Here is a 26,221-nt window from a genome sequence, read left to right as displayed (position 1 = left end):
TATGGAAGAATTAAAAGAATGTCCCGCTTGTTCACATCAGGAATTCAGACCAATTCTGAATGCCAAAGATTACACTGTTTCCCATCTTTCATTCCAGCTAGTAGAATGTCAAAGTTGCCATTTAAGATTTACTAATCCGAGACCAAAAGCTGAAGAAGCTGGTCCATATTACCAATCCGAAAATTACATTTCCCACAGCAATACAGATAAAGGTCTAATTAATCAATTGTATCAACAAGTAAGAAATATCACGCTTCGGTTAAAAACCAATTGGATTGAATCCGAAAAAAAAGATGACAAAAAACTTCTTGATATAGGATGTGGAACAGGGCATTTCTTACATGCTTGTCAAATTAAAGGATGGAATATCCAAGGCATGGAACTTGATCCAAGCACCGCAGAAAAAGCAGCTAAATTAACAGGCCAAGCAATTTATCCGCATCTAACAAGTATTCCAGAATCAGAAAGATTCCAAGTTATCAGTCTTTGGCATGTATTAGAGCATGTATATGAACTACATGACTACTTTGCATTTTTTAAGAAGGCTTTGGCCCAAAATGGTAAACTTTTATTAGCATTGCCCAATTGCAAGAGCTATGATGCTAACTACTTTAAAGAGTATTGGGCAGCATATGACGTACCACGACATATCTATCATTTCACACCTGAAACCATACAATTCATTGCGAATCAATATGGCTTTTCATTAAAAGAAAAAAAAGGATTAATCTTTGATAGTTTTTATATTTCTCTCATGAGCCATGAATATCAAAGTGGATCAAAAAAAATCATTCAATCTTTTATGATTGGTTTAATTTCAAACATTAAAGCAATGCTAGGACAAGGAAATTATTCTAGCAATTTATACATCTTCGAACATGCTAAGTAAGCTTAAGAACTTAGTCCTTTTTAGTATACTGTCAGGATTTATCAGCATCTTGATGCTACAAAGCTGTGCCCAAATGGCAACCCCTCCAGGAGGAAAAAAAGATACACTAGCTCCCAAAATTAGTGAATCCATTCCACTAAATAAAAGTCGAAATTTTAAAGGGAAAAGAATCGATATAACATTTAATGAATACGTAGGGATACGAAACCTAAGTCAGGAGTTATTGATTACACCTTCAGTAGGAACCTATCAAACAAAAATTAGACCACAAGGCCTAAGCATCCTATTGGATAGTACATTAAAAGATAACACAACCTACACATTCAATTTTAGAAATGCGATCGAAGATGCTTCCGAGAGAAATATAGGTAAAAATATCAAACTAGTCTTTAGTACATCCCAGGATATAGACTCGCTACAAATCAAAGGAAAAGTAAGAACACTATTGACTCAAAAACATCCTGAAAATATATTGGTAGCACTATATCCATGGAATGATTCTTTATCCATTCATACCACTAAACCCTATTATTTTGTTAAAACGGATACTTCTGGAAATTACCTATTAGAAAATATAGCAAAGGGTAAATATTACATGGCAGCATTCCACGACATCAATAATAATTTACTCTATAACTCCAATAAAGAATCTGTTGATTTCCTTTCAGAAAAGTACATTGACCTAACTAAAAACGTGGAACAAAATTTTGCTATCAGTTTACAAAATCAAGATTCACTTAAATTGAGCAAAACAACTGCCACAGCAAAATCGGTATTGTATGAATTCAATCGTGGAATAAAATCATTAACTCTATCAAATGTCCCTAAAGCACAATTATATTATCAACAAGAAGATTCTAAAAATCTCCGATTCTACTTATTAAATCAAAGCAACACAGATACAATCTTCATACGTGCAACAATTACAGATTCCTTAAATAGAAATTACCAAGTACCTCTAAAAATAAAATTCAGAGAATTAACCAAAAAAGAAAAGGTTCAAAAACAAGATTTAACCTTTGAAGTAAAACCTACACCAGGTAAACTATTATCACCTTTAGATTCCATACAAATAAAATTCCCTAGACCTGTACAACAATGGGTTTCTACAAACATACTTTTCAAGACAGAAGAGGGAGAAATACTTAGTTTACCAGATCAAGCATTTCATTGGAATCAATTCCAAAATAATCTTGTCATCAGAAATGCCTATTTACCAAGTAGATCCAAATTTGAAATGAGTATTACTAAGAATGCCTTTGTTGGTATTGATGCAGATTCAAGCATCGTTTATACTCAAAAGATGGAATGGCAAGACATAGAAAACTACGGCAGCATAGACGGCAATATTACATCCTCAGAACCCAATAGTGAATTCATTGTAGAATTGCTTAAAGCGGATACATTTGAACCTTATATGACCCTTAAAACACAAAAGAGATTTGAATTTACCAATGTAGAACCAGGGATATATCAAATACGAGTTATTGCCGATTTAAATAAAAATGGATATTGGGACATCGGCAATTTTAAACTTAGAAAAAAATCTGAGCCAGTTTATTTCTTTGATGGTAAAATTAAGTTAAAAGCTAATTTTCAAATTTCCGACTTGTTGATAAATACACAAAAATGATGTGGATAACATGTTAATAATCGACCAAATAAGTGAACAATTCATGTGGAAATTGTGGAAAGATAAATAAATAGAAAAGTTGTGGACAATTTTAGCTAGCTATCCACACACAAAATTAAACTTATCTACATTGGAATATTAACATAAAAAATTATAATTCATTAATTATCAATTATTTACTTATTAAAAATACGCTTATCCACTTATCCACATTGAATAACAATAAGAAACAAAAAAGAGATTTATAAAATTTTTATTTTTTTTAAATAAGTCATGTGGAAAACATTTTCTAAATCTTATTTACTTCTCGTTTTCTTTTTCATAGGATATGTTAATTCTATGCAGGCAAAGCTTATAGTTAAAAGTCCTGATTCTTTATTTGTAGAAAGATTACATCAAATTGTAAAAATTAAAAAAGAGAAAAAAAGAATTAAGCAATTAGATGAATGGTTTACAAAAAACATCAATAATGGTTCTTTTTTAACATTTTATTCGTTTAATGAAATACTTAAAGAAAATTTAGCACCTTTATGGATTAAGTATTGTGGACAAATTGTTGATAAGTTGATAAGTACACAAGGCTTAGAAGTGACAAAAGATTGGCTTACAGGATTAAAAGATCAGGGAATTGCCAATCGAGAAGTAGAGCAAATGTTGGTTTCTCTGATTCAGGCTTCACCTGAACAAGCCAATCCGGTTGAACTGATTATTCACTGGTATGCTTTGAATCAACAATGGGATAGGGTTTGGCTACAAAGGAAGGCATTGGATATCCGATTTAAATCAGGAGGTAAAGAAGTGAGTGATTTTGGAATAGCTAGCTTTCAGCGTCAACAATGGCCATTGGTCAATCAAATATTTGATTATTTGATAAAAAATTACCCACGTTCTCCCCAATTGTTGAATTGGAAGCAACTTTTATTGGCTTCCCGAGAACAAAGTATTCAGAATAAGATGGTAATCGAAAAAACGGAGTTTTCTAATTTGATTCAATCCTATCGAGAATTGAGAAAAGATCGGGGTAATAATGCCGCAACAGCTGAAACCTACTTATCTGAAGCAAGAATTTTTCTGTATCAATTGAATCAATTAGATTCTGCAGAAAGGGTATACCAGAAAGGAATAGAACTATCTGAGTCTAATGTCAATTTACAGGCTCAAATGAAATTGGAGCTTGGAGATGTGTATTTATATGCGGGTAGAAAATACGATGCTTTAATTCAATATGCACAGGTTGAAAAATTGGTAAAAGATTCGCCGATTGCATATGAAGCTAAATTGAAGACAGGTAAGCTTTATTATTACACAGGTGATTTTGAATTGGCCAAAGCAAATTTTGATGTATTGAAGCAAAGCACACAAAAAGAGATTGCTAATGATGCATTGCATTTGAGTTGGGTTATCGAAGATAATACAGGTATTGATACCTTGGAAACAGCATTAAAATCTTTTGCGACTATACAGTGGCTTTATGAGCAAAGGAAAATAAATGAAGCTGATTTGGCCTTGGATCAGTTATTAGTAAAACAAAAAGGTCAGAGTCTAGAAGATGATATTTTGTATTTGATGGCACAAAGAGCTTTAGATAAAAAGCAAATAGACCAAGCTAAAATGTTATTCAAAGATATTTACGATCGTTTTGACCAAGACATTTATGGAGATGATGCTTTATATCAATATTTGAAATTAATCGATTACAAAGACAAGGATTTAGGTTTACAATTCGTTACTAAGTATCCTAGCAGCATCTATTTACAGGAAATAAGATTTAACTTATCTAGACCTTAGGAGTATAAATTCTGTCCTAAAAAATAAACAAAAGCTTACATTTTCTTGGGTAGATTTAGCTAACTTTGGTGTGTATATACTAGACCCATTTTTTTATGAAACATACTTCATTAACACGTGTATTTGATTTATTAGACGTATACAAAACTTTCCATAAGTCCGATTTACTTAATAAAAAAGAAGATGGTTACTGGAAAAATTATTCAAATACGGATACATTAGAAACGATTGAACAGCTGGCTTTGGGTATGCTGAGTTTAGGTGTAAAGCCGGGAGATAAAATTGCAATTATATCCACCAATCGACCAGAATGGAACTTCATTGATTTTGCCGTTCAGATTCTTGGTGCAGTGACAGTTCCACTATATCCAACCATCACGGTGGAAGATTATGCTTTCATATTTGAAGATTCAGGAGTAGAGTTCATTTTTGCGGAAAGTGAGGAATTATATTTAAAAGCGAAAGAAGCGGCTAATGGTAATGCAAAGATTAAATCCATTTATACGTTTGAACCGATTGCAGGAGCCAGCTTATGGACTGAAGTAAAAGAATTGGGCCAAGGTCAAGATGCAGCGGTTTTAGAGCCCATCAAAGCATCTGTTCAAGCCGATGATTTACTTACATTAATTTATACATCAGGTACAACGGGTAGACCCAAAGGAGTGATGTTGACGCATCATAACATTATCAGTAATGTAAAATCCTTAGAACGTGGAGATTTTTTCCAAATCAATCCTCGAGATAAGGTATTGAGTTTTCTACCTATGTGCCACATTTATGAGCGCACGAATATCTATTTGTATCTTTTTTATGGTGTTTCCATCTATTACGCGGAAAACTTAGATACGGTTGCTGAAAATATAAGGGAAGTAAAACCTGCTATGTTTGCTACGGTTCCTCGTCTTTTGGAAAAAGTATATGATAAAGTATTGGCCAAAGGAAATGAATTAACTGGCATTAAGAGATCCTTATTTTTTGCCGCGATTGATTTCGGTTTAAAATACGACCCAATGGAAAAATTGGGATTTTTGGATAAGATCAAATTAGCCATTTTTAGAAAATTGATATTTAGTAAGTGGCAAGAAGCTTTGGGTGGAAATATTCGGGCTATTACTTCTGGATCAGCAGCTCTTCAGCCCAGATTATCTCGTATTTTTTGGGCAGCAGATATTCCTATTGCAGAAGGTTATGGTTTAACAGAAACATCACCTGTGATTTCTGTTTCAAAAATATGTCCTCCTGATTTCAAGGTAGGTTGTGTAGGAACCTTATTGGATTGTATACAATTAAAGATTGCTGAAGATGGGGAAATTTGTGTGAAAGGAGACTCCGTTATGCCAGGTTATTATAATAATCCAACTGCTACAGCTGAGGCTATTGATCCAGATGGATGGTTTCATACGGGAGATATAGGCGAACTAGTGGATGGCAAATACTTAAAAATTACGGATCGTAAAAAAGAGATTTTTAAAACTTCAGGTGGTAAATATGTTGCCCCACAATTGGTTGAAAATAAACTGAAAGAATCGGCATTTATCGAACAATGTATGGTGGTTGGAGAAGGGCAAAAGTTTCCTTCGGCACTTATAATTCCCGAATTTAATGCACTTCAAGTCTGGTGTAAACAACAAGATCTGGCGCTTAGTACACCAGAAGAGATGATTGCCCATCCTAAGGTGATTGAAAAAATGAATGAAGAGGTTTTAATGACCATGGCTTCCGTGGCGCGTTACGAACAAGTCAAGAAATTCGTTTTATTACCTCGATTATTTACGATTTCAGATGGTGAATTAACCCCTACCTTGAAATTGAAGCGCAAGGTGATTGTTTCAAGATATGAAAAATTGATTCTCGGACTTTACGAATAAGACAATCTATTTCATGTATTCCTAGGAATAAATTATCGACTGCAGTCGGAAAATTTAGTAATTTTATGTCTTGGAGGTTTAAGAAAGGAAATTGATGTCCTTTCTTTTTTAATTATTGAATCGAAATTTTATGTCGCAAGCACAAAAAGTGGCTTTGATTACAGGCATCACAGGACAGGATGGCGCGTATTTGGCGGAACTTTTATTAGGAAAGGGTTATCGTGTTCATGGAATAAAGCGTAGAAGCTCCCTGATTAATACACAACGTATAGATCACCTATATCAAGACCCTCATGTGGACTCGTCAAACTTCCATTTACATTATGGAGATTTAAGCGATTCAACCAACATCATTCGGATCATTCAAGAAGTTCAGCCTGATGAGATTTATAATTTAGGGGCAATGTCACACGTAAAGGTATCATTTGATGAGCCCGAGTATACGGCCCAAGTAGATGGAATAGGAACTTTACGCATATTGGAGGCGGTTCGCTTATTAGGCTTGACACAAAAAACAAAGATATATCAAGCATCTACATCCGAACTTTATGGTTTGGTTCAAGAAGTACCACAGTCTGAAAAAACACCATTTTATCCTCGTTCTCCTTATGCAGTAGCTAAAATTTATGGATACTGGATTACAGTGAATTATCGAGAAGCGTATCAAATGTTTGCTGTGAATGGAATATTGTTTAATCACGAATCACCATTACGCGGAGAGACATTTGTAACACGTAAAATCACTCGAGGTGTTTCTCAAATAGCCCTAGGTCAGCAGGATAAAATCTATTTAGGAAATTTAGATGCAAAGCGTGATTGGGGTCATGCCAAAGATTATGTGGAAGCGATGTGGTTGATTTTGCAACAAGAGCAGCCGGAGGATTTTGTGATTGCAACAGGGATTACCACTACTGTTCGTGATTTTGTTATCATGTCATTTAATGAAGTGGGGATTGAGTTGGAGTTTAAGGGAACAGGAATCGAAGAAGTGGCCTTAGTAAAAGCTTGTCACAATCCATTGTATCAAGTAGAAATTGGCAATGAAGTGGTGGCAGTGGATCCGCGGTATTTTAGACCGACCGAAGTAGAACTATTAATTGGTGATCCTACCAAAGCCCAAACTAAACTGGGTTGGAAATTGAAATATGATTTGCCTGCTTTAGTCAAGGATATGATGAGTTCAGATATTCAACTGTTTTCAAAATAGATTAAAAGGATATTTATCAAATTAAATTTAAGCTGGATTTCGGCCTAAATCTTGGACTGGGAGATTTGAATTACTGAAAATATGGCCTGGTATGCTTTATATACAAAATCACGAGTTGAGAAAAAAGTTGCTTTGCGACTGAAAGAACAAGGGATAACATGCTATTGTCCAGTATCCAAAAAGAGAAAGCAATGGTCTGATCGAAAAAAATGGGTCGAAGAACCTCTATTCAAATCCTATGTATTTGTCGATATAGATTTAGCATCACAAAGTAGTCAAGTCCGTCAAGTAAACGGAGTAGTTAATTTTGTTTATTGGCTTCATAAACCTGCAGTAGTTCAAGATTCGGAAATTACGGCAATACAAAATTTTTTATCTGAGCACAGTGATGTAGAAGCAATTGATAACGTCATTAAAATTGGAGATTTTGTGACTTTAGATACGGGTGCTTTAGCTGGACAAAAAGCAGAAGTGCTTGGTTTTAAAAATAAACATGAGGTTCGTCTTAGAATTGATAGTCTTGGATTTGAGCTCGTAGCTTATATAAATCAAAGTTAGTAATTTCAATTTTTCAACTATCTTTGAATAGATGAGTCAAATGAGCCATATGAATCAATTAAAACAAATGATTGTAAGGAAAGTATTAGTAGTCATTTGTTTATTCTTATGTTCAAACTCCCTTTGGGCCCAACGCGAAATTAACTCTGATTTTTCTCTAGGAATGGGTGGAACCATTGGTGGTGTATATAATCCCCTCTGGCTTCGAGCTAATCAGTATGGATTAGTACCAGCATCTGGATCTTATGGTTTTTCTGCGTTTTCACACCGAATGGGTTATCGTCCTAAGAAACAGGTAGATTGGGCTTATGGATTTTCTACTCAAGTGAATCTAGGAGAAAATAAAGCAGATGTTTTCTTTCCAGAGTTGTATGTCAAAGGTAAAGTAGGAATTTTTGAATTAGTTGTTGGTCGCCAAAAACAGATTTTTGGTTTAGTTGATTCAACCCTTAGTTCGGGCTCGTACATTTGGTCAGGAAATGCTCTCCCAATCCCTAAAGTAGAATTGCAAGTAAAAGAATATTGGTCTCCAGGGTTCTTAAAAGGAGTTTTTGCATTCAAAGGGAATTATTCTCATGGATGGTTTGAAAATTCTAGAGAGGATGTGAAAGATTTTTATTTGCATCAAAAGTCTTTCTATGGACGATTTGGAAAGCCCAATTGGAAGGTAAAATTCTATGCCGGATTTAATCACCAAGTTCAATGGGGTGGTAAATTAAAATATGCGGATCCATACAATGTAAATTCGCATAATGGAATAATTCCTTCTGATTTTAATACTTATGTTTCCGTTGTTACCGGTAGGTCGAATGCGATTAAAGGAGATACCGCAACTTATGGGTATAATGATGGTTTTAATCGTTCTGGAAATCACTTAGGAACAGTGGATATTGGGATGGAAGTGGAGTTAAACCAAGCCAAAATTTTCTTTTATCGACAAAGTATTTATGAAGACGGGTCCTTATATTATGGCAATAATATAACCGACGGTTTGCATGGATTATCCATCACGCGTAAAGCAGATCAAGGACTAATAAAAGTGGTTCTTGAATATTTGAATACAACATCTCAAGGAGGAAACACGTATAATGACCAAAGTAAGATCAGGGGCTTTGATGATTATTTGAACAATGGAGTATATCAAAATGGATGGACGTATTTTGGAAAAGGGATTGGTACGCCTTTATTGACCTTAGATTCTGAATCTGATTTGAATCCAACCAATAGTATTTATTATGACAATAACCGTGTGGAAGCTTTTTATGCGGCTGGAGAATTTGCTTTTGGAGATAATAAAATTCAACTAAGGGCCAGTTTATCCAATGCCATTGGCTGGTTTGGCAAAGAATATAGTCCTGTAAAAAAACAGTATTCTGGAGGGATTTTGTGGCACAGACCAATTTCTATTGCAGGATTTCCTGAAGCTTTATTAAAAGCTAATCTAGGGATAGAAAAAGGAAACTTAACCCAACCTACTTTAGGGGGAAATATTGCCATTAGTATTCCTTTGAATTAATCTATCCAAAGAATAAATAACTGACAAATATCGCCGTAATGATTCCAGCTAAATCGGCTGTTAGGCCTGCCCATAAGGTATAGCGAATATTTTTTACCTGTACTGAGCCAAAATATAGGGCAATTACATATAAAATTGTTTCAGCAGAGCCTTGGAATACACAGGCCAGTCGTCCTACAAACGAATCTGCGCCGAAAGTTTTCATCGTATCAATCATCATGGCTCTTGAACCACTTCCACTAACTGGGTGTAATAAGGCTGTTGGCATTGCATCAATGAATCGAGTATCTAATCCAGATTGATTGACTACCCATTTCATCCCTTCTACAATAAAATCCAACGTTCCTGAATTGCGGAGACAACTGATAGCTACCAACATTCCTACTAAATAAGGAATGATTTTTACCGATGTTTCAAATCCTCCTTTAGCCCCTTCTACAAATGTGGAAAATATGTCGATTTTCTTCCAAAAAGCAGCCACAATAAAACTTAGGATCAGGGAGAAAAGTAAACCATTACTGAATATTTTGGATTGAATTTCAATTTGCTCTTTACTTAATGAACTGAAATATGCCAAAATTCCGCCAAAGAATAGCGTCAATCCGACTAGCCAACTTAAAAGAACAGGCTCTAATAGATTGATTTTTTGCTTAACAGCCACGAACATTAAACCGACCAAAGTAGCAGCATAAGTGGCCATTAAACAGGGAATAAAAACATCTGATGCATCTTGTGCACCATAGATGGCTCTTTGCGCCATAATACTTAATGGTATTAAAACGGGGCCAGCACTATGCAAGGTAAGAAACATGATTTGTGCATTAGATGCTGTTTCTTTCGTTGGATTAATATCTTGTAAGCCTTGCATGGCTTTTAACCCAAAGGGAGTGGCTGCATTATCTAAGCCTAATAAATTGGCTGAAAAGTTCATGATCATTTGTCCATGAACGGGGTGATCTGCAGGAATTTCAGGAAATAGTCGAGTAAAAAAAGGACGAATACGCTTAGCTAAAAACTGAATGGCGCCCGCCTTTTCTCCTATTTGTAATATTCCCATGAAGAAAGTCATGACTCCTGCCAATGGAAGAGCGATTTTCATCACAGCCATTTCAGCCGAATCAAACATCCCATCTACTAATATTTTGAATATTTCGGAATTACCAAAAAATAAGAATTGAATCAATGCTACCACGAAGGCCACTCCAAAAAACAGAAACCAAATCCAATTTAATGCCATAAAGAAAGGTTTGCAGAAAGCGAGCCCTGCCTAGTTAAAATTTGGCTAAATTTAGGGAATTTCTTGATTTTTATGACCTATTCTTTTTCTACCCCCTTAGTATTTGTCTTTAGTTTGATTCTTCAATCTCTCACGGCACAAACCAAACCTTGTTTATATGAGGAGAAAATGCGAAGCCAAGGCTTGGTGGATGTACAAATGGAAATAAAACAAGTATTGGTCCAATTGAAGTATGCTACTACAGACAATTTTATGCATCAAAACGTATATGGATGCTTGACTAAGGCGTTTTTGCAGAAACAAACAGTAGCTAAATTATCGCTAGCACAATCCTTATTAGAAAAGGAAAAACCAGGTTACCGATTATTGATATATGATGCAGCTAGACCTCTATCCAAACAATGGGACCTTTGGAATGCATTACCCCAATATCCCCCCAAAATTCGAAAAAATTATGTGGCTTCCCCACAAGAACATTCGATTCATAATTATGGAAGTGCTGTGGATTTAACCATCGCAGATGAAAGTGGTCAGGCAATTGATATGGGAACTCCCTTCGATTACTTTGGGAAGAAGGCTTATCCAAAGGCAGAAAAGGAAATGGAAGAGAAAGGGGTATTAAGTAATGAGGTCATTCAAAATCGACTTTTACTTCGAAAAGTGATGCAAAAAGCAGGTTTTCTTCCGATCGAATATGAATGGTGGCATTTCAATGCTTTTTCTCGAGCAGAAGCCAAGAAAAGATTTCAAGTCGTTCAATAAGTGGGATTTATCCTTTTGGCTTGCCGTTTATCCAAAATGTACCCAACGCCCCATCTAAAAATAGTAACATTGTGTTAAATACTTTTCATTAGCTATGTATCGGAAATCATTCCCAACCATTGCCTCTCTTTTTGCGTTGCTTTTTACCTTGGCTTTTGCAGCTCAGGCTCAAACAGCTATTCAAGGAAATGGCACCTTAGTGAAGCTTAAATTAACTCAAGCAGTAGATATTGCTTTGCAACATAATTTGAATGTTAAATCATATCAAGTAAGTATGCAAAATGCAGAGCTTCAATTTCAGCAGGCGAAATTTAACCAATTGCCTTCTTTATCAGGTAATATTAATCAATCTGCGAGTTTTGGACGTAGTATTAACCCATATACAAACGGTTACGATTCAAGGAATATCAATTACAATAACTTAGGATTAAACGCCAATGTTCTGTTATTCAATGGAGGTCAGTTGAAAAACAACATCTTACAAACAGAATTTACATTAAAGGCTACGCAAGAAGATTTACAATCCATTCGTGAAAACATATCCTTACAGGTTGTGCTTTCTTATCTGTCTATCTTAAATGCAGAAGACCAATTGGCAATTGCAAAAACACAGACTGAGATTACGAAATTACAAATTGAAAGAACACAAAAACTAGTTAATGCTGGTTCTGTGGCAATCTCTACGTTACTCGACTTAAAAGCACAATTAGCTAATGAAGAATCGAATGTAGTGAGTTTTCAAAGTGCATTGGATATCAATAAATTGACTTTATTGCAATTATTGAATGATTCAGCCATCAGTCAATTTGAGTTAGAACGTATTCAGGTTCCAGTTCCTAATTCTTCAGCTTATGAATTAAGTATTGCTGATATTTATGCCAAGGCTGTAGAAGCGCAACCTTTGGTTCGGGCAGCAGATTTTCGAGTGCAAGGAGCTGCGAAAAGTGTAGACGTAGCTAAAGCGTTTCGTTTACCAACATTAAGTTTAAGTGGTAGCTGGTCAGCGAACCAATCGAATGCTTTGAAATCGGTACAGGTTTTAGGTACTCAGGAAGTTACTTTAGGTAATGTAAATGTGGGAGGGGTTAATTATCCATTGACAACGACTCAGCCTAAATATGGAGAAGGATCTACCGTTGGTTATTTTGATCAATTGAATAATACTCAAAATAAGGTCGTTTCATTGAACTTAAGCATTCCTATATTTACTAAATACCAGAATAGAACTCGAGTTTCTCAAGCCAATTTACAGAAAGTTAATGCCGAAATTGAGGCGAGTAAGGCTCGTTTGACTTTGCGTCAAAACATTGAGCAAGCCTATGTTAACATGCTGAATGCCGCGAAGAAATATGAAGCAGGTGTTACGCAAGTTTCGGCCTTAGAAGAGTCCTTTAGAGCGTCTGAAAGTAAATTTGGAGCAGGTACTATTGATTTCGTAAGTTATAATTTACAAAAAACAAATCTTGATAAAGCGAAACTTTCATTGGTACAATCGAAATACGACTATGTATTTAGAACCAAGATTTTGGATTATTATCAAGGTAAAAATTTAACATTTTAATTTTCAATAATTTTAAAGAGATGGCAAAGAACAATAGCAAGCGGACTTGGTTGTTTATCGGAGGTGGAGTGGTTGTGATATTTTTAGGTTTATATATTGCCAAACAGCAAGGATGGATTGGCAAAGTAGATCCTACGGTGGTGGAATTTGGTAAGGCCAAGAGAGAATCCATTGTAGAAAAAGTATCGGCATCAGGGAAAATTCAACCTGAAGTAGAAGTTAAAGTTTCTCCCGATGTTTCAGGAGAGATAGTTGCTTTGAATATAGCAGAAGGAGACTCTGTGGTGGCCGGTCAAGTTTTATTGAAAATTCGTCCAGATAATTACGTGTCCTTATTAGCTCGTGCAGAGGCTCAGTTGAATGCTATGAGAGCAAGTATGGAACAAAGTAAGGCTGTTTTAGCTCAGAGCGAAGCTCGATTGAGCAAGTCGAAGATTGATTATGATCGTAATTTGAAATTGCATAACGACAAGGTTATTTCGGATGCTGATTTTGACCAGTTCCAGTCGGCATATATGGTGGCGAAGCAAGACCTAGAGTCAGCAAAGGCGAATGTGAAAGCCGCTAGTTTCAATGTGAAAAGTTCAGAGGCAGCCTTGAAAGAAGCGACAACGAATTTAACCAAGACAACCATTTATGCTCCGCAAAGTGGAATTATTTCTAAGTTAAACGTAGAATTAGGGGAGCGTGTAGTTGGAACCTCTCAAATGGCGGGTACAGAAATGTTACGAATTGCGAATTTGAATAATATGGAAGTCCGTGTCAATGTGAATGAAAATGACATTACCCGGGTTAGCTTGGGAGATACAGTAATTATTGATGTGGATGCATTTACTTCTTCTGAGCGCAAGTTTAAAGGGGTTGTATATGAAATAGCAAGTTCAGCGAATCAATCAGGTACGGCTACTTCGGTGACTACGGATGCGGTAACGGAATTTGAGGTGAAGATCCGTGTCTTGAGAGAGTCATATCGTGATTTGATTAAAGGTAAATTGTCATATCCATTGAAGCCAGGTATGACGGCTTCGGTAGAGATATTGACGAATCGTAAAGACAATATTTTGACCGTTCCATTGGCGGCTGTTACAACGCGTGAAATAGGTGGAGAAGTTGCTCCGAAAGAGGGCAAAGATGCTCCAGGAGGAGCGGCAGAGCCAGCTAAGGAAGAGACAGCACAACAAAGCAAAAAGCGTAAGGAGAAAATAAAGGAAGTGGTATTTATCAGTGAGAAAGGCAAAGCGAAAATGGTAGAGGTGAAAACGGGTATTTCTGATTTTGATAATATTGAGATTATCTCAGGATTGAAAGAAGGTCAGGAGATTATTTCAGGGCCATATGCTACCGTAGCTAAGAATTTGAAAGAGGGAGAATTGGTGAAAAAGAAGGATGCTAAGGCAGAGGAAAAGAAATAATGTAAGTTTTTAAGAAAAAAATAGGTGGCCTTATTGCATATATGCATAATGACACCTATTTTTGCAGTCCCAAAAGGATACAAATTCCTTCTTAGCTCAGTTGGTTAGAGCACATGACTGTTAATCATGGGGTCCCTGGTTCGAGCCCAGGAGAGGGAGCTAGATTCAAAAAGAGGTCATTTTCGACCTCTTTTTTTGTTTTACCACTCTCCAAAACCCCTTTTCGTTAATAGGGCTTGAGTTGGTGTCGTTTACTTGATGGCTGCAACTTTATTAATTTCAACTAGAAACATTTCTGAAAAATGCAATTAAGTATATTTCATTTATTCTTAACTTTTGTTCTTTTTTAGAAAGAAACGAGGTTTTCAAGTAAAAAACGAAATATTTTTTGTCAAATTATCAAATCACAAACATATGTCGCAACATATTGGAATAAAAGACAAACAACTCATCTCACTGGAGGGGAAGGTATTGCAAGATGAAATAGAAGGATTAATTATTCATCGTACTCCGCCAATTGAAGATGAACGAGGTGAAGTTGTGGAAGTTTACAGGCCAAGTTGGAATATAAGTTCTGAGCCGATGGTGTATGCATATGCTGCAACTATCAGACCTCAAGTTATAAAAGGTTGGATTGTCCACAAACTACAAGATGATCGTATTTTTGTTAATCGAGGGGTTCAATTATGGGCATTTTTTGACAATAGGGAAAATTCTCCCACGTATAAAAACTTTATGAAGATTACCGTTTCTGAAAGGAATAGAAGCTTGATTATTATTCCTAAAGGTGTTTATCATGCAGTAAAAAATATTGGAATAGATGAAGCTCAATTTATCAATTTTCCCACAATGCCATATAATAGAGCTTCACCCGATAAGTATAGATTACCAGTAAAAAATGATTTGATTCCATTTGATTTTACCAAAGATGGGCAATAAATATCCATTAGTTACTGTAATTATCGCTACATATAATTCTCCTATTACCTTGCAATGTGCCATTCAAAGTGTTTTAAATCAGGATTTTAAAGACTTTGAGGTTTTAGTTATTGGTGATTGTTGCCCTGCAGACTATGGAAATGTTGTCAATAATTTTAATGATGACAGGTTACATTGGTTTAATTTACCACAAAATGTTGGATCTCAATATGGTCCCAATAATGAAGGAATAAAAAGAAGTAGGGGGAAATATATCGCATATCTTGGACATGATGATTTGTGGTTTTCAAATCATTTGAGCAGTTTGGTTGGTTATCTTGAAGAAACAGATTCCGATTTAGTACATTGCCTCTCTACTTTGATTAGTCCCATTGGAGCATACAAAGTGATTGGTCCGCCAGCAAATGGTAGGAACTACTCAAATTGTCATGTTCCTCCATCATCATGGCTGTATAAAAAAAGCTTGACAGATGAATGTGGTCTCTGGCATAAGCAGGAATTGCTCAGTGTGGGTGCAGATCAGGATTATCTAAATAGGATTGCTTTGTTAGGTAAAAAAATTAAATTTTATAATAACCTAATGGTGTTGAAGTTTGTATCCGGGGATTGGGGCTTGTATTCAAAAAAGAATAATTTTCCTCAGCTTTACTATTTAGAAAAGCTGGAAAAAGATCCGAAAAAACTGATTGAAGAGACTCTTTTTGAATTAGCAACCAGGTTTTCAATGACTTATGCAGAGAGAAAACCAATTTTAGTAAGCTTAAGAAGCCTATTGGGAAATACTTTATTTTATTTGTTTAAATTTTCTACTCGTAATAAATGGCCCTTGAACAAAATACGTATTTACTTCTATCAAAGAGTCAGAAGAAAAAATCGGAAATTTCGAGGGTTAGAGAACTAAATTATATAGAAGGATGAACAACGGATGGATATTTGACAAGTATTTACTCGCTGTTTGCTTCTTGACATCAGTGGTTTATTTTATTAGTACTTCAAACATTGCATCCAGAATTGTTGCATCCAGGACAAAGAGATTTGCATCATCGAATGTTATGTTTAATATTTTCCTTTTGCTTTCACAATTTGCAACAACTATCCAAGCACCACTGTTAGCCAAGATGATTGAAAATGATATTTCAGCAGGAAATAAACCCAATGATACTATTTTTAGGGTAGTCATTTTTTCAGCAACTCTTGGTACAATTTTGGGAGGATTTGCTATACCCACCTTACATCGGTTTATGGAAAAGGGGGTTGATTCGATGTATAAGCATAGTTCGGTTTTTAAATTATTCCTTAAATCATTTAAAACTAAAACATTTCTACATTTCAAGGATAGTATTAAACTTGCTAATATCAATAACTATAAACAACTTCTCAATCCTGAAGGTATAAATAGGTCAATTATTTTAATGAACATTGTGGTGTATAGTTTTACAACGATTAGTATATTGTCATGTCTATATGCAGGTTATATAAATCCTGAGCTGAGGACAACAGCTCTTTCTATGAGCGGAATAGCCAATGGATTTGGAGCTATTCTTATGATTTTATTATTACAGCCTTATGATGCTATATTAACAGATAAAGTGATTGACGGGACTGTATCTCATACATTTTTCCGAAGGCATTTATCTTTTGTGGTAATTTCCAGGATATTGGGGACTTTATGTGGCCAATTTTTATTTATTCCAATGTCCAAATTGATTGCATTTTTGGCATCTTCTATATAGAATTATTATTTTTTATGTTTAAGAGATATAGATGGCTGCAAGATTCCTTCTATTAAGGGAGCATAACAAGAAAGTCATCAGAAATGGTGACTTTTTTTGTGGTATAACTATTTCCACTTTCTTGATTTGGATATTTTTTGTGGTTGTAACATTATATATTTATTTAAAATTTTATAAAATGACTGAAGAAAAGAAAGTATCCGCAGCTGAAAAAATGTTAGGGGATTTTGCCCCAAGACTTTTGGATTATACAGACAATGTATTGTTTGGAGATGTATGGGAAGGCAAAGAGCTTTCAAGGCGTGAAAGGAGTTTAATAACCGTTGCTGCCTTGGTTGCGGGCGAGCACTCAAATCAACTTAATTTTCACTTAAATTATGCTAAACAACATGGTTTAACTGAAGCGGAGCTTGTTGAAGTTATTACTCATTTAGCTTTCTACGTAGGTTGGCCAAAGGCTATGACCGCCATTATGATCGCGAAAGAGGCGTTCAAACAAGATAAATCATAATTGCAATTGCTTTTAATTGGCTGCAATATTCCATCTTTTAAGGGAGCACACATAAGAAAGAGGGCATTTTTGCCCTCTTTCTTGTTTCAATTAAATCTTGTTAATAGGCTTCGATGGTAAAATGTGTGTCTAGCCTTGTTTCACTTATTTAGCCATAAGAAATTTATTGACATCTAACCAATGCATAAATGCCTCAAACCAGCGATTACTGGTTCTATTGGGATTCCCTAAACCAAATCCATGTCCTCCATTTTGATATAAATGAAATTCTACGGGACGTCCAGCTTTAAACCAAGAATCAATCACTCCAAATTGGGAATTAAATAAAAAATCATCTGAGGCGATTACATTGAACATGGGAGGAGCATTTTTAGGTACTTGTACTGGGCCCATTCCCCCATAGATCGGACCAATGAAAGCCAGTTTCATTGTTTTGGAATGTAGCGTGGCATGCATGGTCAAGCCTGCTCCCGCAGAAAAGCCAATCATTCCAATTCGACTGGTGTCAATGCCCCATTCATTGGCATTTTTTAACAGCATGGCATAAGCTGCTTCAGCATCTTCTAGTTGGTTTGTTAAATCTAATTGAACAGGAGGTGAAGGAGGATTATTTTTTGATCCATCCTCTGATTTTGGCGGTGCGGGACGTGGTCGATTCATCCAAGCGGTAAAATCGTCCAACGATTCAGCTGTTGGGAATAACCTATATTTTAAAACAAATGCAGCTATTCCTTTTTTGGCAAGGGCTTCAGCTACTTCCCAACCTTCATTTCCCATGGAAAGCCATCGATATCCTCCACCTGGTGCAACAATGACAGCAGCTCCATTGGCCTTTCCTTTTTCTGGTAAAAAGGGCGTTAATGTGGCTTTAGAAATATTTCGTGCCATGGGGTCTCCCCACTGGCGAAACCAAGTTTCTGGTGCAGGTTGATCTTTTACAGATCCTGTTCCTAAGGGAATGGCATTGGGTTCTTTAGGGGTTTCAAGCGGATAAATCTTTCCGTCCTGTGCCAGAGCATTCCATGCTAGGCATTGAAGCATCAGTATAATGTAAATTTTTCGCATGATTTTTCAATAGTTAAGTATATCAAGTGTATTATAATAATTGGGAAAATCGTGAATTAAAAATACAAGTTATTTATTTACTAATTATTTCATAATCAACTAAATATAGCATCAAATTTGTTTATTTTCCAGTTCTATTTTTATAGAATTTTATAAGATCTATTCATGAGCAACATTGAAATCATAGTTGAATCGTTCAGTTGTTGTGATTATATCTTTTTTAGTAGATTTGTGTATGCCTGTTAAAGATTTACTAAAGCTAGATAATGGCGTTCAATTAAAAGCAACCCTTCGTGTATTTAATGGGGACGAAAAGTTATTTGGTCCCGGCAAGCTAGAATTACTAGAATACATCCAAGAAACAGGGTCTATCAGCCAAGCAGCTAAAAATATGGGCCTTTCCTATAAAAAGGCTTGGGATATGGTCAATTCCCTAAATCAACTCTGTAAAAGTCCTATTGTTCAAGCTCAAACAGGAGGGGTCAAAGGAGGGAAAACGGTATTAACTCCACATGGCCTCGAATTAATGGAGGCCTTTCGAATTTTACAAAAGAATTTTCAGCAATTTTTGGAAGAACAATTACCACTATTTTTGGGTAAATAAACGCACCGTTGTATATTTGAATATACAACGATGTTTGTGCGCACACTTTTCATCTTATTTCTGTACTTCTTTCCATTGATTGGATTTGCACAAGTAGATACTACTAGCAAGTATCTACAAGAAGTAGTTGTCAGTTCTTCGCGTATAAGCGAGCAACTACTATATTCTCCGGTTAGCATTTTAAAAGTAGGTAAGTCATTCTTCCAACAAAGCTCTCAAGCCTCCATTTTTGATGCATTAGAGAATGTTCAAGGGGTTCAACTGATTACACCTAGTCTTGGATTTAAAGTGATAAATGCTCGGGGTTTTTCAAACACCACGAATGTACGATTCTCCCAATTAGTCGATGGTGTCGATATGCAATCTCCACATATCGGAGGGCCTATTGGAAATGCACTAGGGCCTACCGATTTGGATATAGATCAAGTGGAAATTGTGACAGGAATTGCATCTACCATGTATGGAATGAATACAGTGAATGGCCTAGCCAATTTGATAAGCAAAACACCGTTTGATTCACCAGGTTTTTCGTTTCAACAAAAAGCAGGTTTTTCTACTAAATTATATACTGAATCTACTTTGCGGTATTCACATCCATTTTCATCCAAGTGGGCCTTTAAAATAAATGCCTCCTTTGTGCAAGGCAGTGATTGGGAGGCGAATAATTTAACGGATCTAAACCCATTGGCAAATAGTAGTACGAATTTGATAGGTGAGAATAACCCCGGAAGAGACTTAGTCAATATGTATGGAAATGAGTCTTCTAACCGAAAGACAATTACACTTCAAGGGAAAACCTATGTTGTTTCAAGGACTGGGTATTTAGAAAGCGATGTAGTTGATTATTCGATTAAAAACGCTAAAGGAGATTTAGGTCTTGCGTATCAAATATCTCCAAATTCAATGCTTTTGTATTCATATCATATTGCTTTATTGGACAATGTATATCAACGGTCTAATCGCTTTAGACTTCAGGACTATTTGCTTCAGCAGCACGCAGTTCAATATCAATCAGACATTTTATCTTTCAAACTGTATACAAATTCAGAGGATACGGGAAACTCTTATAACCTACGTTCTATGGCTGAGAATATAGACAGGAATTTTAAATCAGATGTAGTTTGGTATGATGATTATACCAAAGCATTTAATTCAGCAACTACAGTAGGGACTTATGTTGCTGAAGCCTTAAATCAAGCAAGGGCCGCTGCTGATTTAGGGAGATACCAACCAGGATCTCCTTCCTACAAAGATGTTCTAGCCAAACTTCAGCAAATAAATAACTGGGATTTAGGAGCCGCTTTAAAGGTAAAAGCGCGTTTAGTCCATGCTGAAGCACAATCAAATCTTAGTCAAATATTTCCTTCGTTATTTAAAGCCTTGCGACTAGATGTAATAGCGGGAATTGACCGAAGAACGTATATCATAGGTTCGGATGGAAACTATTTTGTCAATCCTGAAAAAGGAAATGAAACCGGAGATATTTTGTATTCCAAAACGGGTGCTTATACTTCCTTTTCAAAAAAACTATGGGCTGATAAGTTGCGTTTGGGTTTTGTGTTTCGTGTTGACAAAAATGATTATTTTAATCTAACTTCTAATCCTCGTTTGACAGTTGTCTTTGCTCCAAATGCTTTTCATAGCGTGCGTGTAGGTTACCAAGAGGGATATCGCTTTCCGAGTATTTTTGAGGCGTATTCGAATATTAATAGTGGAGGAGTAAAGCGGGTGGGAGGGTTACCTGTGATGTCTTCTGGGGTATTTGAAAATTCGTATTTAGCTACATCCATAACGGCATTTCAAGCTGCGGTTCTAACCGATGTAAACAAAAATGGACTTAGTAAAACCCTAGCCATTGTAAAGAATAAAGAGTTGTTAGTTAAGAATCCTTATACCTATATTCAACCTGAACATATTCAATCAATTGAAGGCGGATACCGTGGAGCGCTGTTGGGTAATCGTTTGTTGATAGATGCTGACTTTTATTACAATCAATATAAGTCTTTTATTGCACAGACGAATGTTAATGTACCTAAAACAGTGGCAATTGATTCGATTCCTTTCGCACTGAATGACAAAAATTTGCAGTCTCCTTACCGAGTTTGGACTAATTCGAAATCGGTAGTAAAAACCTATGGAGCATCTTTTGGATTTAATTATCGGTTGAATTCTTCTTGGGCTATGACGGGAAATGTAACTTATTCTAAATTGGGAAAATCAGAAAATGATGATGGTTTGGAAGATGGATTTAACACGCCAGATTGGGTGTTGAATGTTGGGCTTTCTTCAATGAAAATAGCTAAAAATTGGGCTGGGGGAATAAATTACCGTTGGCAAAACACGTATTATTGGCAATCATTTTTAGCGAATGATTGGGTACCTGCGTATGGAAGTTTGGATATGCAGATACAGTATCATTTTTCGATACTTCCTGTTTCCATTAAATTAAGTGGGACAAATATCTTGAATCAATCATATTACTCATTTTTGGGTGGCCCACAGATTGGAGGAATGTATATGCTTACTTTAATATTGAATAAATAGTATAAACAAAAAAATCATATAGCCAGCCCTGAATGGTGTTTTAGTTCATAAAGACTTTGATTGAATTAATAGCTCTGAGACATAAATAATGTACCATGTTAGTAGTGGGTGATTTATTTCATCCTGCCCCATATATTGACTCATTATGAATGATATTTCTATAAATAAATATCTGCAATAGACGAAACCAATGAATGATGATTGTTAAAAGAATTATAGACTGTAATTGTCCACTTTTTAATGATATTCATGCGTTCTTCTGGGTTTGTTGCAGTCAACTCACCTTTCTGTGTTAATGGAGGCGGAATCAAAAATCAAAAACAGCCGAATGTATATAAATTTTCCAGATCTCTCAATAATTATTGTTGTAAACGAAAGCGCGTAGCTCTATTGGAGTATCATAGGTTTAATTTTAAAAAACCGTATACCATCTTAGCACTTAATATAAGTATGACCAGCCCTAATATCAACCTTAATTTATGGGGGGCTGTTGTTTGTGCCTTTCGGACCCCCAGACCACTAGTAGAGAAAACGCCAATTAATATGGGAGCTGAGATCGTCAACGAAATATAACCTAGTTGAACCGGTAGAATATGCTGGAGGCTAGAATGCGAATCAATCATTAAATAGCTTGCTGTAATAGGTATTGCTAGCATAGCAACAACTCCGATAGAAATGGAGCTCGCTTTTTTAAATGAAATTTTTATGATATCAGTTAAAATGGGAATCACAATAATGCCACCACCTATGCCTGAAAAGGATGAAATAATTCCAGCAACAACTCCAATCAGAGGAAAATAATAGAGTCTTCGACTTTCAGTAGTAGCAGTCGAATCATGCGGTTTATATAACAGCATTCTTCCAGCTAAAAATAGGAGTAAGGAAAAGAATACTACATCAAAATCTGACTTATGGTACCAATTGCCTTTTCTAATTAATTCTGTTAGTATAAAAGCCGTAATCATGCCTGGAAGGCTTATGAATAAAACTTCTTTTACATAGATGTTTTTTACTTTGAACTGTTTATAACTAACATTAAGCCCAGTAAAAGTGGTTATAAAAAAAGAATGAGCAAGCATAAATTTAACTACTTCATTCTCTGGGATTTTTAAATAATGAAACAATAGATCAAATGCCGGGATTAAGATCAGGTTGCCACCTGTTCCTACTAAGCCAGAATAATAGCCTACCGCTGCCCCAACGACTAATAGAATAAGGAATAAAGTAACCGTCATGTCTAAAATTAGTTCATTATGCTCATATCTTGATTGAAAACAGTAATTATCTGTTTCTCAATATTATCCTTACTTTTCTGATTCTACCTATCGCTATTTCCAAAAGTAGAGAGCAATATTCTCCCCTATTTTATATCGAAGTTAAACTTGCTATCACTTCTGATGGCTTTCCTTTTTAAGTAACAAGACTTGAGCGTGTTACATTTTTATCGGGATTCTGAATGTCAAGGATAGCAGAAATTCTTTGATGGAATCCATTCTTTCAGTTTGTACAAAACCGTTCATCATTAATTGCGGAGGCCTATTTTTTATTTTTTTTATTTTTAAAAAATATCTAAAACCTATATGTTTAAATCATTCGTTCTAAGTATCATTCTACTATCTAGTTATGTTGCAATAGGTCAAAATCGTGTTCAAATTCATGGTAAATTAGTAGATACAAGTGGTCACCCATTATCACAGGCTACAGTGATGTTGTTGGTACCCAAAGACTCATCCTTAGTTAACTTTGGTCGTGCCAATGATCAAGGAATTTTTGAATTCAAAAATGTTAAGCGTCAACCCTACATATTTAAGGCGTCTTATGTGAGCTATGTCCCTTTGCAAATGGATGTGAAACCAGATCAAGAGGCGTCAATTGATTTAGGTGCATTAATGATGAAGCCTATTTCCAAGGAATTATTTGAAGTGGTAGTTAGAACAGCGAAAGCACCATTGAGTATTCGGGGAGATACAATTGAGTACAATGCCGCCTCATTTAAAGTGCCACCAGGGGCAACGGTTGAAGATTTGTTAAGAAAGCTTCCCGGGATGGAGATTGAGGCAGATGGAAGTATTAGGGCGCAAGGTCAAACGGTGAAAAAAGTGACCGTTGATGGACGAAGTTTTTTTGGATCTGATCCGAAATTAGCGACTAAAAATATAGCAGCAGACGCGATTCAAAAGGTTCAAGTATTTAATGGGAAAACAGAAGCCGCTAAGGTGACTGGTATTGACGATGGAAAAAAGGAGAAGACGATTAACTTAGAGTTAAAGGAAAGCCACAAGAAGGGAGGGTTTGGTAAAATTACGGGAGGGATTGCTACAGAAGGAAGAAAAGAAGTAAAAGGGAATTACAATAAATTTGATGCAAAAAACCAATTGTCTTTGATTGGATTAGGCAACAATACGAATCAATCGGGAATGTCTTTTGATGATTACCAAGATTTCAGAGGTAGTCAAGCATTTTCCTGGGGAAATGAAGCGGATTTTGGTTTTACTGGGAATGGACGCTACTTTTCATTTGATGATGGAGATGATCAAATGGGGATTCCAATAGGTGGCAGACGTGATGGTTTTTCAAAGAATTATTCGGGCGGGGCCAATTACAATTATGATACAAAAAAGACCAAATTCAGTTCGAATTACTACTTCAATCAATCTGAACGGATCATCGATAAAATCTCAAGTACGCAACGCTTTTTTCAAGAGAAAACGCAAAATTCAGCGGATACAACTAGCCAGCGAACGTTCTCTGGAAATCATCGGATGAGTATGCGTTATGAGAAATCAATCGATACTTTGAACACGCTTATTTTAATCAGCAATGGTAAATTATCATTTGGAAATGCGGATCAAAATAGTCGAATTTTTCAACAATTATTGGTGCAAAATAATCTTAACCCGCGCCAAACGAAATTGTTAAATGGAAGCGAACAGCAATCATTTACGATACAAAATACAGCCATTTTTCGACATAAATTTGCTAAAAATGGACGCAGCTTTTCAGCAAGTGCGGGGTATAATTATGCTAATTCTGATGGATCCTCTACCCAAAAATCACTCAGCCAATTCTTAAGTGCCACGACACTTCGAGATTCAATTCAGGCAATTGATCAGTTGACAAATAACTTCTCTAAAAAGACTCAGATTAAGTCAAGCCTCTTTTTTGTAGAACCATTGTCTAAGGCATTTTTTTGGGAGTCTTTTTTTAATACGAGTTTCCAAAGTAATCGCTTAAACCGAGATCTATTTGATCGTGGCTCCTCTAGTCTTGAAACTAGAAATGACAGTTTAAGTCGATATTATGATAATAATTTAACCTACAATCGGTTAGGTTCTAGCATTCGCTATTCAAAGGATGGGGTGAATGTGACAGTAGGTTTAGCTGCTCAGCAGTTTAATCTTACGGGAGACTTTAGAAAATCAGCTAGTGCACCAAATTTGGCCAATATTGATTTAAATTATTTTGCTTGGATTCCTAAGGTGGGGGTTGATTTAGAATTAAAAAATAATCGCTATTTGTTTTTTTCATACGATAAATCAGTTCAGGAGCCGAGCATCCGGGATTTGCAGCCTATTGTTGATAATAGTAATCCCTTGTTTTTGCGTGTCGGTAATCCGAATTTATTACCAAGTCTTAATCATTCGATAAGTTCTGGTTTTAACTTATTTGATGCAGCCAATTTCTTAAACTTATATACAAATCTATCCTACAATTATAACGTAAACCAAGTGGTTTATAACCAAAGTATCAATTCGAATGGTGTCGTATTAACCAAGCCTTTGAATATATCTGGAGGGGAGAGTTATGTTGGTTATTTTGGATTCGGTTTTCCATTGAAAAAAACGATTAGTACGATGAATATTAATGCGGATTTTAATTTGGCAAAAAACCCTCTTTTTTTGAATGATGTTTTGTCTAATACAAACACCAACGCAGGCAACTTGGGAGCACGTATTTCTTTCACACCCAATGATCGAATCACGTTTTATATGAATGCCAGATTCGGCTTGAACAATACAAGTTATGATAAATCAGCTTTGCCAGAGCAAACTATTCGCAATACTCAGTTCGGGTCTGAATTAACGGTTAACTTTGGTAAGAACACCTTTTTGTCATATAATTTAGACTATAAAGTATATGAGAATAAGACGCGCGGATTGTACCAAGAAATGCCAATTTTGAATGTTTCGGTGTTCAAATATTTAGGGAAGGCGCAAAAATCAGAAATTCGATTGACTGTGTACGATGTATTTAAAAAGAACCTTGGAGTGAATCAATTTGCGTTTCAAAATTTTGTAAGTTTTGAAAAAACCCAAACGCTTTCTCAATATGTTATGTTGAGTTATACGTATAATATGCGAGGTTTAAGTTCGCCCATTCGTAAAAGATAAAAT

The 26,221-nt window shown here is 35.7% G+C and carries 20 protein-coding genes and 1 tRNA gene; 18 read left to right on the top strand and 3 right to left on the bottom strand.

From position 1 onward, the window contains the following. The first annotated feature begins 1 nt into the window (after position 1). The 7 genes from EWU22_RS02120 (at position 2) to EWU22_RS02090 (ending at position 9,459) form a co-directional block, all read left to right on the top strand. The gene (locus EWU22_RS02120; RefSeq protein ID WP_130924218.1) at positions 2–889 is read left to right on the top strand and encodes a class I SAM-dependent methyltransferase; all 888 of its coding nucleotides are present in this window, start codon (positions 2–4) and stop codon (positions 887–889) included. Further along, a complete protein-coding gene (locus EWU22_RS02115) occupies positions 879–2,522 on the top strand; it encodes an Ig-like domain-containing protein (protein ID WP_130924217.1) in 1,644 nt (547 codons plus the stop codon). The genes EWU22_RS02120 and EWU22_RS02115 overlap by 11 nt, the downstream gene beginning before the upstream one ends. 339 nt (positions 2,523–2,861) lie before the next feature. Then, entirely contained in the window at positions 2,862–4,310 is a 1,449-nt protein-coding gene (locus tag EWU22_RS02110) for a tetratricopeptide repeat protein (RefSeq protein WP_130924216.1), read from the top strand. Between the two features lie 95 nt (positions 4,311–4,405). Further along, positions 4,406–6,178, top strand: a complete 1,773-nt coding sequence (locus EWU22_RS02105) for an AMP-dependent synthetase/ligase (RefSeq protein ID WP_130924215.1) — start codon at positions 4,406–4,408, stop codon at positions 6,176–6,178. Positions 6,179–6,308: 130 nt separating this feature from the next. After that, the gene (gmd, locus tag EWU22_RS02100; protein ID WP_130924214.1) at positions 6,309–7,385 is read left to right on the top strand and encodes a GDP-mannose 4,6-dehydratase; all 1,077 of its coding nucleotides are present in this window, start codon (positions 6,309–6,311) and stop codon (positions 7,383–7,385) included. An 81-nt stretch (positions 7,386–7,466) separates the two neighbouring features. Next, on the top strand, positions 7,467–7,943 hold the full coding sequence (locus EWU22_RS02095; protein WP_130924213.1) for a UpxY family transcription antiterminator: 477 nt from the start codon (positions 7,467–7,469) through the stop codon (positions 7,941–7,943). Positions 7,944–7,992: 49 nt separating this feature from the next. Next, positions 7,993–9,459 (top strand): capsule assembly Wzi family protein, encoded by a 1,467-nt coding sequence (locus EWU22_RS02090; protein ID WP_161566770.1) that lies wholly within the window; start codon positions 7,993–7,995, stop codon positions 9,457–9,459. A 1-nt stretch (position 9,460) separates the two neighbouring features. Here the strand turns inward: EWU22_RS02090 and EWU22_RS02085 are convergent, their stop codons facing one another. After that, on the bottom strand, positions 9,461–10,696 hold the full coding sequence (locus EWU22_RS02085) for a nucleoside recognition domain-containing protein (protein WP_130924211.1): 1,236 nt from the start codon (positions 10,694–10,696) through the stop codon (positions 9,461–9,463). Between the two features lie 72 nt (positions 10,697–10,768). Between EWU22_RS02085 and EWU22_RS02080 the strand changes: the two genes are divergently transcribed. The 8 genes from EWU22_RS02080 to EWU22_RS02045 all read left to right on the top strand — a co-directional run bounded on the left by EWU22_RS02080 (position 10,769) and on the right by EWU22_RS02045 (position 17,614). Next, the gene (locus EWU22_RS02080) at positions 10,769–11,458 is read left to right on the top strand and encodes a M15 family metallopeptidase (protein ID WP_231962598.1); all 690 of its coding nucleotides are present in this window, start codon (positions 10,769–10,771) and stop codon (positions 11,456–11,458) included. Between the two features lie 94 nt (positions 11,459–11,552). Then, positions 11,553–13,019: a TolC family protein gene (locus EWU22_RS02075; protein ID WP_130924210.1), complete on the top strand. Its 1,467-nt coding sequence runs from the start codon at positions 11,553–11,555 to the stop codon at positions 13,017–13,019. 20 nt (positions 13,020–13,039) lie between these two features. After that, positions 13,040–14,431, top strand: coding sequence for an efflux RND transporter periplasmic adaptor subunit (locus EWU22_RS02070; RefSeq protein ID WP_130924209.1), 1,392 nt, complete (start codon positions 13,040–13,042; stop codon positions 14,429–14,431). 85 nt (positions 14,432–14,516) lie between these two features. Beyond that, positions 14,517–14,590: transfer RNA gene (locus tag EWU22_RS02065), tRNA-Asn, on the top strand. 255 nt (positions 14,591–14,845) lie between these two features. Further along, a complete protein-coding gene (locus EWU22_RS02060; protein ID WP_109321681.1) occupies positions 14,846–15,370 on the top strand; it encodes a dTDP-4-dehydrorhamnose 3,5-epimerase family protein in 525 nt (174 codons plus the stop codon). Next, on the top strand, positions 15,360–16,271 hold the full coding sequence (locus tag EWU22_RS02055; protein WP_130924208.1) for a glycosyltransferase family 2 protein: 912 nt from the start codon (positions 15,360–15,362) through the stop codon (positions 16,269–16,271). Before EWU22_RS02060 ends, EWU22_RS02055 begins: the two co-directional genes overlap by 11 nt. A 13-nt stretch (positions 16,272–16,284) precedes the next feature. Then, positions 16,285–17,103: a lipid II flippase family protein gene (locus EWU22_RS02050; protein WP_130924207.1), complete on the top strand. Its 819-nt coding sequence runs from the start codon at positions 16,285–16,287 to the stop codon at positions 17,101–17,103. A 31-nt stretch (positions 17,104–17,134) separates the two neighbouring features. Then, on the top strand, positions 17,135–17,614 hold the full coding sequence (locus EWU22_RS02045; RefSeq protein ID WP_231962596.1) for a carboxymuconolactone decarboxylase family protein: 480 nt from the start codon (positions 17,135–17,137) through the stop codon (positions 17,612–17,614). A 144-nt stretch (positions 17,615–17,758) separates the two neighbouring features. Here EWU22_RS02045 and EWU22_RS02040 read toward each other — a convergent pair whose 3' ends face one another. Next, positions 17,759–18,679, bottom strand: a complete 921-nt coding sequence (locus tag EWU22_RS02040) for an alpha/beta hydrolase (RefSeq protein ID WP_130924206.1) — start codon at positions 18,677–18,679, stop codon at positions 17,759–17,761. A gap of 187 nt (positions 18,680–18,866) precedes the next feature. On the opposite strand from EWU22_RS02040, the gene EWU22_RS02035 reads away from it, so the two are divergent. Together EWU22_RS02035 and EWU22_RS02030 are read left to right on the top strand one after the other, a co-directional pair. Next, on the top strand, positions 18,867–19,283 hold the full coding sequence (locus EWU22_RS02035) for a winged helix-turn-helix domain-containing protein (RefSeq protein WP_231962594.1): 417 nt from the start codon (positions 18,867–18,869) through the stop codon (positions 19,281–19,283). Positions 19,284–19,313: 30 nt separating this feature from the next. Continuing rightward, positions 19,314–21,827, top strand: coding sequence for a TonB-dependent receptor plug domain-containing protein (locus tag EWU22_RS02030; RefSeq protein ID WP_130924205.1), 2,514 nt, complete (start codon positions 19,314–19,316; stop codon positions 21,825–21,827). 398 nt (positions 21,828–22,225) lie between these two features. On the opposite strand, the gene EWU22_RS02025 is transcribed toward EWU22_RS02030, so the two are convergent. Beyond that, the gene (locus EWU22_RS02025; protein WP_130924204.1) at positions 22,226–23,062 is read right to left on the bottom strand and encodes a sulfite exporter TauE/SafE family protein; all 837 of its coding nucleotides are present in this window, start codon (positions 23,060–23,062) and stop codon (positions 22,226–22,228) included. 345 nt (positions 23,063–23,407) lie between these two features. Here EWU22_RS02025 and EWU22_RS02020 point away from each other — a divergent pair, with 345 nt between their 5' ends. Continuing rightward, positions 23,408–26,218, top strand: coding sequence for an outer membrane beta-barrel protein (locus EWU22_RS02020; RefSeq protein ID WP_130924203.1), 2,811 nt, complete (start codon positions 23,408–23,410; stop codon positions 26,216–26,218). Positions 26,219–26,221: the final 3 nt, after the last annotated feature.

The organism is Aquirufa nivalisilvae, assembly GCF_004307455.1.
In the GTDB taxonomy this organism is placed as follows: Bacteria; Bacteroidota; Bacteroidia; order Cytophagales; family Spirosomataceae; genus Aquirufa; species Aquirufa nivalisilvae.
This window is presented reverse-complemented; position numbering and strand designations above follow the sequence as displayed.

Bases quoted from the DNA above. Each gene is read 5' to 3' on its own strand.
- EWU22_RS02120 (WP_130924218.1), top strand. From the start codon at position 2: ATGGAAGAATTAAAAGAATGTCCCGCTTGTTCACATCAGGAATTCAGA.
- EWU22_RS02115 (WP_130924217.1), top strand. From the start codon at position 879: ATGCTAAGTAAGCTTAAGAACTTAGTCCTTTTTAGTATACTGTCAGGA.
- EWU22_RS02110 (WP_130924216.1), top strand. From the start codon at position 2,862: ATGCAGGCAAAGCTTATAGTTAAAAGTCCTGATTCTTTATTTGTAGAA.
- EWU22_RS02105 (WP_130924215.1), top strand. From the start codon at position 4,406: ATGAAACATACTTCATTAACACGTGTATTTGATTTATTAGACGTATAC.
- gmd (WP_130924214.1), top strand. From the start codon at position 6,309: ATGTCGCAAGCACAAAAAGTGGCTTTGATTACAGGCATCACAGGACAG.
- EWU22_RS02095 (WP_130924213.1), top strand. From the start codon at position 7,467: ATGGCCTGGTATGCTTTATATACAAAATCACGAGTTGAGAAAAAAGTT.
- EWU22_RS02090 (WP_161566770.1), top strand. From the start codon at position 7,993: ATGAATCAATTAAAACAAATGATTGTAAGGAAAGTATTAGTAGTCATT.
- EWU22_RS02085 (WP_130924211.1), bottom strand. From the start codon at position 10,696: ATGGCATTAAATTGGATTTGGTTTCTGTTTTTTGGAGTGGCCTTCGTG.
- EWU22_RS02080 (WP_231962598.1), top strand. From the start codon at position 10,769: ATGACCTATTCTTTTTCTACCCCCTTAGTATTTGTCTTTAGTTTGATT.
- EWU22_RS02075 (WP_130924210.1), top strand. From the start codon at position 11,553: ATGTATCGGAAATCATTCCCAACCATTGCCTCTCTTTTTGCGTTGCTT.
- EWU22_RS02070 (WP_130924209.1), top strand. From the start codon at position 13,040: ATGGCAAAGAACAATAGCAAGCGGACTTGGTTGTTTATCGGAGGTGGA.
- EWU22_RS02060 (WP_109321681.1), top strand. From the start codon at position 14,846: ATGTCGCAACATATTGGAATAAAAGACAAACAACTCATCTCACTGGAG.
- EWU22_RS02055 (WP_130924208.1), top strand. From the start codon at position 15,360: ATGGGCAATAAATATCCATTAGTTACTGTAATTATCGCTACATATAAT.
- EWU22_RS02050 (WP_130924207.1), top strand. From the start codon at position 16,285: ATGAACAACGGATGGATATTTGACAAGTATTTACTCGCTGTTTGCTTC.
- EWU22_RS02045 (WP_231962596.1), top strand. From the start codon at position 17,135: ATGGCTGCAAGATTCCTTCTATTAAGGGAGCATAACAAGAAAGTCATC.
- EWU22_RS02040 (WP_130924206.1), bottom strand. From the start codon at position 18,679: ATGCGAAAAATTTACATTATACTGATGCTTCAATGCCTAGCATGGAAT.
- EWU22_RS02030 (WP_130924205.1), top strand. From the start codon at position 19,314: ATGTTTGTGCGCACACTTTTCATCTTATTTCTGTACTTCTTTCCATTG.
- EWU22_RS02025 (WP_130924204.1), bottom strand. From the start codon at position 23,062: ATGACGGTTACTTTATTCCTTATTCTATTAGTCGTTGGGGCAGCGGTA.
- EWU22_RS02020 (WP_130924203.1), top strand. From the start codon at position 23,408: ATGTTTAAATCATTCGTTCTAAGTATCATTCTACTATCTAGTTATGTT.